This is a genomic window from Synechococcus sp. H55.2 (assembly GCF_047462495.1).
Taxonomy (GTDB): Bacteria; Cyanobacteriota; Cyanobacteriia; order Thermostichales; family Thermostichaceae; genus Thermostichus.
The window spans coordinates 1-731 of the sequence record NZ_JANSJH010000222.1; the positions used below are offsets into that span (position 1 = coordinate 1).

Consider the following 731-nt stretch of genomic DNA (forward strand, 5'->3'; position numbering starts at 1 on the left):
CCGCAGGAGCCCCGCGCTCTGGCGTAGCTGTTCGCGAAGCGGGACGGAGTCCTTGCGTCCGGAGGAATGCAAGAAGCCGGACAACAATATAGCATCTGATGAGATAAAATAGGAGCATAAACCAAGCCTTGACCATCTCCTGCAAGCTCAAGGTGTCTGTGTCGCAAGCCGCCAAGCTGGATGCGACGCTAGACGCTTTTGCACAAGCCTTGAACTGGGTGAATGAGAACACACCGGAGAAGATAGTCAACGCCGTTAAGCTCCAATCTCTCTGCTACCGCGAGATCCGTACCCGCTTCGGGCTATCCAGCAACCTGGCACAACAGGTGTGCAGGCGGGTTGCAGGCTCGCGCAAGGTTGCCCGGCAAAAGAATCGTCCGGTCAAAGCCTTCAAGGGCGGCTTTGTGACCTTTCGCGCTAGCGGGACGGAGTCCTTTGACGCCCGCACCTTTTCTTTTCGGCAAAAAGACTGGACGGTGTCGCTGACCACCGTCGAGGGGCGGGAACGCTTTGAGTTGGCAATTGGCAACTACCAACTGCAGGGCTACCAGAAGCCCGCTCCGTACCGCTTAGCGGTCGGAGCCGGGTAGTTTACGGGTGAATGTTGGCGCTGTTCTCGACAACAGGCCGCTGCTGTGCTTCCAAGGGAGCGAATGATAGAGTACAGAGAGATTTTGTGCGAGCCCCTTCATGCCTCAGTCCAAACCTGACAAATCGCCCCTCCGCAAATT

General features: G+C 56.9%; 1 pseudogene. It reads left to right on the forward strand.

Annotation, left to right across the window (positions count from 1 at the left end):
* Positions 1–116: 116 nt before the first annotated feature.
* A pseudogene (locus tag NW844_RS13035) lies at positions 117–536 on the forward strand (RNA-guided endonuclease TnpB family protein); the annotation flags it as partial.
* Positions 537–731 lie beyond the last annotated feature (195 nt).